General features: G+C 48.4%; 6 protein-coding genes and 1 pseudogene. 4 read left to right on the top strand and 3 right to left on the bottom strand.

Translation table 11 applies throughout. The features are described 5' to 3' along the window. Window positions 1-381: 381 nt before the first annotated feature. From ACR2PX_RS24870 to ACR2PX_RS24855, 4 genes and pseudogenes are all read left to right on the top strand, one after another. A pseudogene (locus ACR2PX_RS24870) lies at window positions 382-1628 on the top strand (short-chain fatty acid transporter); the annotation flags it as partial. Window positions 1629-1821: 193 nt separating this feature from the next. Then, complete coding sequence (locus ACR2PX_RS24865; protein ID WP_434002046.1) at window positions 1822-4740, top strand: autotransporter outer membrane beta-barrel domain-containing protein; 2919 nt, start codon at window positions 1822-1824, stop codon at window positions 4738-4740. A gap of 32 nt (window positions 4741-4772) precedes the next feature. Continuing rightward, the gene (locus ACR2PX_RS24860) at window positions 4773-6437 is read left to right on the top strand and encodes a hypothetical protein (protein ID WP_434002045.1); all 1665 of its coding nucleotides are present in this window, start codon (window positions 4773-4775) and stop codon (window positions 6435-6437) included. Between the two features lie 115 nt (window positions 6438-6552). Then, the gene (locus tag ACR2PX_RS24855) at window positions 6553-6867 is read left to right on the top strand and encodes a Rieske (2Fe-2S) protein (protein WP_434002044.1); all 315 of its coding nucleotides are present in this window, start codon (window positions 6553-6555) and stop codon (window positions 6865-6867) included. A gap of 208 nt (window positions 6868-7075) precedes the next feature. Here the strand turns inward: ACR2PX_RS24855 and ACR2PX_RS24850 are convergent, their stop codons facing one another. The 3 genes from ACR2PX_RS24850 to ACR2PX_RS24840 are packed head-to-tail and all read right to left on the bottom strand — an operon-like array spanning window position 7076 to window position 8789. Beyond that, the gene (locus tag ACR2PX_RS24850) at window positions 7076-7360 is read right to left on the bottom strand and encodes a hypothetical protein (RefSeq protein ID WP_434002043.1); all 285 of its coding nucleotides are present in this window, start codon (window positions 7358-7360) and stop codon (window positions 7076-7078) included. A gap of 12 nt (window positions 7361-7372) precedes the next feature. After that, window positions 7373-8032 carry a hypothetical protein gene (locus tag ACR2PX_RS24845; protein ID WP_434002042.1) on the bottom strand — a complete coding sequence of 220 codons (660 nt, stop codon included), beginning with the start codon at window positions 8030-8032 and terminating at the stop codon, window positions 7373-7375. Between the two features lie 13 nt (window positions 8033-8045). Next, complete coding sequence (locus ACR2PX_RS24840) at window positions 8046-8789, bottom strand: lipase family protein (RefSeq protein WP_434002041.1); 744 nt, start codon at window positions 8787-8789, stop codon at window positions 8046-8048. Window positions 8790-8865: the final 76 nt, after the last annotated feature.

The following is an 8865-nucleotide window of genomic DNA, read 5'->3' as shown; positions in this document are numbered from 1 at the left end:
TCCAAGCACACAGGTCGCCCCGGTTGGCTGGCAGTTTGGAAGGGGTGGGCAAAATTACAGACCTGCGTTGAAGGCTGGCGCATAGCGCGCCAGTTCTTGGGTGTAGAGATGTGATAAAGAGATAGCCTTTAGGGCGGGGAGGATGTCAATTTATTGATCCCTATGGCATTCAATGGGAGTTTGAGCAAAAGCCTGAATAATACTGTTGACTGCTTCCCCATTGCCCGTTAAATCCTATTCTGATTCATCTTTCTGGATTTCAGGGGGAAGAAGGCTATCTTAATCTCAGGATCCATGTCTCTATAGCCTGAAAATATTCAGCGCATGGCTCAACAACGCTATTAAAACAACGACGTTATTAAAATAACAACAGGAGCCATCATGCAGAGACTGACCGGGTTCTTTGATCACCTGATGCGTCGCTACTTGCCTGACCCTTTTGTACTGGCTGTTTTACTGACTTTACTGGCTTTTATGCTGGGTGTGTTATTCACCCGGCATACTCCGGCAGAAATGATTCAGTTCTGGGGCGATTCCATTTGGAAACTGCTGACCTTCACCATGCAGATGGTACTGGTTTTGGTCACCGGCTATGTGTTGGCGGTGGCACCGATTGTTCATCGGTTTCTTGAGAAAATGTCTGGTCTGGCACGCTCACCCGGACAAGGCATAGTACTGGTAACGTTGGTTTCTTTTGTCGCTTGCTGGATTAACTGGGGTTTTGGGCTGATTGTCGGAGCCCTGTTTGCCAAACACATGGCAAGGGTGCAAACGGCCATTGATTACCGTCTTCTTATAGCCAGTGCCTACAGCGGTTTTTTGATCTGGCATGGCGGGTTGTCGGGCTCAGTGCCTCTGACCATAGCGACAGAACACCACTTTATGTCCGATGTGATGGGAGTTATCCACAGCTCCGAGACCATCTTTGCCCACTTTAACTTGATGATCCTTGTACTGCTGCTGGTCGTGATGCCTTTGCTGAACTGGTTAATGATGCGAGGTCTGGATAACACTGTCTCCGTGGATCCTGAACGTCTGGAAGAACCTTCGGTCACAGAGCCCGTTATCATGGATTCGCCTGCCAGAAAGTTAGAGCACAGTCGCTTACTGGCCCTGCTACCGGGTCTTATGGGGTTGGCCTATATCTGGATCTATTTTTCCAGCCATGGTGCCAGTTTGACCCTGAATATCGTCAATTTTATATTTTTGACGCTGGGCTTGATCCTTCATGGTCATGCCGGTCGTTTTCTTGATGCCGTGACTCAGGGTGTGAAAGGCGCAGGTGGCATTATCATACAGTTCCCTCTTTATGCCGGGATTATGGGGATGATGATGTCTTCGGGAATGGGGGCCGCTATGAGTGAGTGGTTTGTGTCTATCGCTTCAGCGGAAAGTTTCCCATTGCTGACGTTTCTCAGTGCCGGTTTGCTCAATATGTTTATTCCTTCCGGAGGTGGGCAGTGGGCTATTCAAGCGCCATCATGATTCCAGCGGCGATTGAGTTAGGAGTCGATCCTGTCAAAGCGGCCATGGCTATTGCCTGGGGAGATGCTTGGACCAATATGATTCAGCCCTTCTGGGCCCTGCCTGCTCTGGCCGTTGCCGGGCTTCAGGCCAGAGATATTATGGGCTTTTGCATCATGCACCTGTTAGTCAGTGGCGTGATCATTGGAGGTGTTTTCTATCTTTCTTTTTAGTGATTCTCTCGTTCAGTGCTAAGACATTTCTCGAATGTTCCGATTAAAAGAGCAGATACCGGCAAAAGGATAGGTTCCGGTAATGGCTTGAACCAGCAGTGAGAACAGGGAAGGCACAAGGATCGTGCAAACTTCACTCAATCATTTTTTGCCCAGTACATTGGCTTTAGCCATGGTGACCGCTTTTGCCCAGGCTGAAGACTGGAGTATCAGTGCTCCTCAGACCGTTGTGATTCATGACCCCCGTCGTATTGTTGTGGAAGCTGACATCAACTCAGGTGCCGAGTCACCTGTGGTAGAGGTTCAGGCACGGCTGGGTGGTATCAAGCTGGACACCGAAGTTCAGCTCAGCACCAGTGCCGCTGCAGGTGCTCCATCATCGCCTGAAAAAGCCACCATTTTTGTCAATACCACAGGCCTGCTTCAGGGCGCTCTGGAGAATCAGGGACATATTCGAAACGGCATAGTGATCATTGGGCAATCCATTCATGAAAATGGTAATGCCTACACAAGCTCGGGATTGGACGCAGCACATCAGGCTTCAGTGCAGGGAAGTTACAGTGTTATCAATGGCGGTGTGGTTGAAGCTATAAAAGATCATGCGGTCAACATTGGTTCTGACTCCTATATGGATTATATCCTGGTGGGGAGTAATAGCCGGATCAAGTCGTCAGGAACCGGAAGCAGTGCTCTCTATGTAGCCAGTGATGGACGTATAGGAGGGGAATTCACCAATGGTCACAACTCCAGAAATCTAACCATCACTCGAACCGAAGCTGACACTGTCATCAATGTTTCAGGACAGGTGATTGCTACCAATGGACGGGCTATTGATATCGTCGGTGGTGCTATAGGTAAGCTGCTGGTGGATACCGGAGGTGTAATCCAGGGTGGTGGATCTGATGCTGCGGGTATCTATGTCAGCGGAACCTATACAGGAACTTTTGAGAACAAGGGAACGATTGAATCAGGTGTGTTCATTCGTGGTGCTCATACTGCCAACCAGGGAGCTGGCTATTGGGCTTATGGTTCTGCAAACAGCTGGGCCTCTCTGACGGGAGGTTACATCGCCGTAGAGGGTGGAGTGAGTCAGTCGACCACTGATCATGCTGTGTACCTGGGTAACTATTCCAAAACCGACTTTGTAGTAGCTCAGGGAGCTAACACTAAAATTGAAGCCACCGCTGCTGACAAAAATGCGGTTTATGTAGCGGCCAATGCCCAGCTTGGAGGTACGGGAGGTCGGGGAGCCGACGATGCTGCCATCAGGGTTGTTGATAGGGGAGAGATAAAAGCAGCCAGTGACAGTGCTATAAAAGTTAACGGCACCTTTATTGGTCGTGTTCATGTCAATGATGGTCTGATTACCGGAGACAATACCACTGTCAGTGCTGTTGACTTTTCATCGGCCAAATCCCCGCTTAGCTTCCTTCAGGAAGGTGACCAGGCAAGAACCACCGGGTCTATTTTTGGCAGCACTGATTATAAGACTGACGTTGTAGAGTTCAGAGCCGGTGCGTTTGATGGAGCGACGATTCAGGACGTAGATCACCTGATTGTCAGTACCCAGACTTCCAGCATTGCCATGTCAGGCAATTTCACCTTACCGACTCAAACGACAGTGACTTTGCAGCCGCTATTCGATGCTGATAGCCAGGAATACACTGGCATTGATACAGCTAATCCGCTCATAACTGTTGCGGGTAACCTGGATGCTGAAGCGGATGGCAGCAAGGTTTTGATCCGGCCTGCTACACCTGTTGTATATCAAGCACTGGGCAGCGGCGCAACGCTGACCGTGGTGAATGCCGATAGGGTTGAAGGTTCGGTGAAAAACCGTTTGACGGTAGATTCAGGCAGTTTGCTGGTAGTAGCAGAGCCTATTGTGGACAGTCAGTCGGTCAAGGTGAAATTGACCGTGAATAAAGCGGCGGATCTCAAGAAACAGCTTGAGGCCAAAGGCGCTCGAAGCCGAAGTGCGGCCGCTCTGGCGGCAGCGCTTGATATTGCGGTCAGTTCATCGCCGGTCGATGCCGTGAAGTCGGCGAAAATGTTTGCTGCTTTGAATGATAACACCGGTGACTCAGTCAAGCTGGCCAATGAAGTTCAGCCTGAAGTTTCGGCCGGTGTTCAAAGAACGGGCCAAACCATGGCCAACACATCTCATAATATCATCTTTAACCGTATTCACGGCACCCGTCGTGGTTTTAACTATGGTGACCAGTTTGTCGACGGTGCGGCCTGGGGGCAGTTCCTTTACACCTCGGGCAAGCAAGGCGTTGTTAATAAGGAGCCCGGTTTTAAGAATCAGGCCTGGGGTGTCACTCTGGGAGTGGATGGCGAGCTGGAAGCCAATATCAGGCTGGGGCTTGCCATGACGTTATCCACAGGCTCTATCGACAGGGATGATGGAGCCAAAACCAGTCAGCAAAGTTATTTAACCACGCTTTATGGCAGCTGGAGTCATAGAGGATTGTTCATAGATGCCATGGCATCCATGGGGAATGGCACAAACGACACAAAAAAAACCGTGAATGGTCAATCCGTGAAAGGCAATTTCCAGACTGACCAGTGGGGCTTCAGGGTAATAGGTGGCACTGCCTGGCGTATGGGTAGCTGGAATCTGTCTCCTCAGGCTGAGTTCAATTATGGACTGATTCGTGCCCAGGATTATTCCGAAAAGGGCAATTCCGGGTTTGAACAAAAACTAGAAAGCGATGATTACATAACGGCTGAGCTGGGTGCTGGTTTTAAGTTCCACGGAGAAGTCTGGGGACGTCGAACGGTCTTCAAACCCGAGCTGAGTGCTATGGGTTATTACGACTTCATGTCGTCTGGCAGTAAAGTGAAAGCCACCTATCTGGCGGGTGGCTCATCCTACAGTGTCACCGGGCCAGACAGGGATCCCTACCGACTTGCTGTTGGTTTAGCCTTTGGTGTTAAGGCTGGAAATCATTGGACGCTGAGAGCAGGTTATGACCTTAACTGGAGTGAGAATTACAGCTCCGACAGCTTTTCAGCCAGAGTGCGTTATGAGTTTTAAATCAGTACGGGCATCCACAGGGAGAGTGGGTCATGAGCATTGATGGTCCCGGAAAAAATTCAACCCATCTGACTATTCTGAAGAACCATTTTCGCTCCGTTAGTGATAAGTGGAAGAGTAAGTGGCGCAATCGAAAAGTATCTGTAGAAACCCTGCCTGAAAAACGCATCCGAAAAGAAGCAGAAGCACTGACCCGCAATATGGAGAAAGAGCTGAAAGCCCGATCAGCTTATGTGCAGGGACAGTTAAAGAAAGTAGAAAAATTCTTATTAAAGAAAACGGACTTCAGGCCTTCCAATGGACTGGAGTGGAAGCTCAATGAAGGTCTTGATTCCGAGGCCATCAGGTTCCAGGAAGAGGGCAGCGCTGGTGTTTATCGTGATATTCACCTCATGCTTTCCCGCGAGTCCAGACAAATACAAAAGGCTCGGGAGCGGCTGGCAAATAAAAAAGAAGAGGTCAAAGAGGCTCTGATCAAGGCTCACCTTCCAGAAGAGGATCTTATCAGCCTTGCCAGTATCACTTCCCAGGAAGAAGCGGTGTTGCTCGAAGAGTTAAAAGAGATTCTGGCAGAGGAAATCACCGAGGAGATCAGTGATGAAGAAATGGCTGAGCTGGAGGCTTTGGCGCTGGAGGAGTTGAGAGAAGAGTGGGGGCTGGATAGCGAAGATGATGAAGAGTTTGATGATATAGAAAGTTTATTGGCCGAAATCGATAAAGAAGGCAGTCTTAGTCTATCACCTGATGATCTTAGTCTACTGCGTGAGATCGATCCTGAATTATCCATCCCTACGACGACCTTGACGGACAGTGAGCTGCAGACGCTCATGGCCGTTGGAAATGATGTAGAAGACAGTGAAGAAGCTGAGGTTGAAAAAGTTCTGAAAGATATCTTGAGTGATGTGCGTCCGGATACTCCGAACCAGTTGTTTACACCTGATGAGCTGGAAGAGATGCTTAAGGATCCCGAGCTGAGTGATTTGCTTGATAAGCTGGTGGACATTGGACAAGAAGATAATCCAGAGGACACCCTGACATCGGATGAGCCGCTGGGGATGGCGGATATCAGGAAGAAGCTGGAAGCCCTGGATCTGTCAGATCTCTCATTTCTGGCTAAAAAGCTTCAGGATCAACAGGATCAACAGACCGCTAATCTGGATGAGGTTATGAAACGGAATCGTCTGGAATCCACTCTTTCGGAAGTAGACAGTGAAGTGAGTGATAGCAATGATTCTGGTTATGCCTCAGAACTTGTCGATGACCTTGACGACCTGTCGATCTCATCACTGAAAAAGGAAGATCTGGAAGGCATTCTGGACAAACAGCAGTTGTCCGAACTGTTCACTACAGTGATTCAGCCGGTGTGGGAAAAGCATATCGAACAGGATGAGTCGGATACTCAGTTACTGGAAGGGGAGCTCAAGCTTCAAGATAAAAGTTCTTTGGCTGATGCCTTGAAAAGTCTTGCAGAAATCCCTGAGCTGAGAAACTTGAGTCGTCCACTGATGAAGATCGCGCGTCAAGCTGAGAAAGGAAAGCTACCCGATTCTATGGAGCAGCTTGAACGTATGCTGGACGATGAGATGGAAAATCCTCCCTCTAAAGTGAAGTTAGAGTCAGCCCCATTCCAGCGACAAAATGCTATCAGAAAAAAGAAACGAAAAAGACAACCACCCGCCTCCCCACCCTTGGCCTAATGAGTCTCTATTATTGGTCAGAGGTCTGATATAAGCTTTCACCTGACCAGGAGAATACGACTGTTTCTTGATGAAACTATTCTCAAAGCAGGCATCAAACTCAGGAAATAAAAACTTGTTGGAACTCTGCGCCGTTGATGATCTGGAAAATCCCGGAAGCAAAGGGTTTGAAACCGAAAAAGGTTCAATCTTCGTAGTGCGTCGAAATGATGAAGTCTTTGTCTATGAGAACAGCTGCCCACACTTTGGTATTAATCTGGAGTGGCAGAAAGATCGCTTTCTGGACAGTGAGAAGCGACTGATCCAATGCGCCACTCATGGAGCGCTGTTTCTGATGGAATCAGGAGAATGTGTGGCAGGCCCATGCCCTGGTGACAGGCTGACGGCTGTTTCTTCCAAAGTAGAAAATGGGGTTGTTTACCTGTTGTGAACAGTCATTCCATTTGGGGATGATGCTTGCAAGAAGCGCTTCATTCATCGTAATGAAGGCAGCCAGGTCTATATTTTAGATACATCAGAGCTGTTTTTTGATACGGGCGTATTCGTTCTTTGCCACCTATTGTTGCAACTTCTCTTGCTGCAAGTCTCTGAACCTGAGCGCCATTTCAATCTGATAAGCCTGTCTGGCTCAGGGCAGCCTATGATAACTTCTCCAGTAATGTGACTAGCACGCCGCCAAAATCCTCTACGTTAGCTACAATCTTATTGACTTTGGTGTTTCGATCTTCAGCTGATTTCACTATTTTCATCAGAGCAGTAAGCTTTTTTGCATCAGCAGGATTAGGTAGAAGCTCCTGTATTTCATCATCCGTCATCCGGGTAATGGATGACATTTTTTCAGCCAGCTTGGCATCAGTGCGGTCACCAGCGTTATCAACTCTTTCATCCAGATCGCTTTCAAAGCTGTCCCAATCAATGGCCATGGCTTTATCTCCTTATAGTGAATCTCTGATCTTGTGAAGCTCAGACAGGTATTTTTCAGCGCTGCCGATTTTGCCATCCGCATCATTTGCGCTGTCCAGTAACCCGGAAACAGCCTTGTCAGCTTGGTTGATCCAGTTACTTGATTGTTCATCGCCAATGCCAGTCATTTTGAGGTAGCGATCACGATTTTCAGCCACCTCGGAAGCCGATAACAGGAAGCTGGTAATAGTATTATTCATAGCTTTGGTCTGGTTAAAGTCTGCACGAATACTGTCTTCTATACTGCGCTCCAAGTCATCCAGTGGCTGGATCAATGCTAGGCGTTTAGCGTTGATTTTTGTCTGCAGTCTGGGCCCCATCAATACCAGAAATTTCAGGCGGTCTCTGTCGTTGTTGCTGCGTACTACCTGGTTCCACATATCCGCTACCTTGGAGTCAGAGAACACTTCCTTGGCAAAAATAGGTGTCCATTCCTGCTCAATAAACCGGTCAACCTCGGCGCGCTTTTGGTCAAAGAACCGGTTCAGTAATGTGATGTTAGCCTCTTCGATTGCACTAATCCGTTTCCCTAACTCTGCGGATATGGTCGGAGCCTCTTGTGGTATCGAGACACAACCAAGCATGGTTAACATGGAGAGCGCTGCCAAAGTCCTTTGTATCAATATGAACATCACTGCTGCCTTATTAGTTTTCCATGACGGGTGACGGTTGTTGGTTATGTCCTGGCGCGCTATTACGTCTTACGGCGTAGGCTGACAGCTTAGTTGAATAAGCTTGGATCGAATGATCGGAAGCGGTTACTGTGATGCAGGTCGTTGCTACCCGGTTGATCAGTCTTCCAAACCGGTCGATGATAGATGGATTTTGCAGCAACCTGAGATCGCAGTGGTCTGCCTTGCAGGCGGTGAGGTATCTCATGTCACCGTGATGCCGGTACCCTGTTACTTTGTCCAAAATCTTGATCAGCGTGTCGCTGACGTAAGGTATACGAACGACTTCAAAGAAAGCAATTAAACCGTTTTGCAGGTAAGCCGGAGGAAGTCTTGGGACAATATCTGCTGCGTTCACCAGACGATACACAGGTGTCTTGATGGAATCCCCGAATTGTGAGCATGCCACACGGGGGCTCCCGAATGTGTAGCAAGCACCAATACTATCTTCAGCCAGAAACTTTGTAGCAATCAAGGCCAGTGCCCCGCCTAATGAATGACCAGTGATGTACAAAGGGTAACCGTTGTTTCTTACTTCTCTGAGGGCTCCTTCAATCTCAGGTCTGACGCACTCAAAGGCTTGATAGAAACCTCGATGAACCCTTACTCCACCCATTTCAGTCATGGATACTTTAAGGTCTGTCTTGATATCTTTAGGTTCTTTTTCTGGGCTCTTTTGAAAAATGAGTGGGTAACCATGTATATTTACCCACTTCACTCACCCCATTGAACTCACCTGAAGGCTCACATGGAAGACCTGTTTCAGACCGCTCTTGGCATTACCGCTCCTTGGT

The sequence above is a fragment of the Endozoicomonas sp. genome (assembly GCF_051008435.1).
GTDB lineage: Bacteria > Pseudomonadota > Gammaproteobacteria > Pseudomonadales > Endozoicomonadaceae > Endozoicomonas_A.
This window is presented reverse-complemented; position numbering and strand designations above follow the sequence as displayed.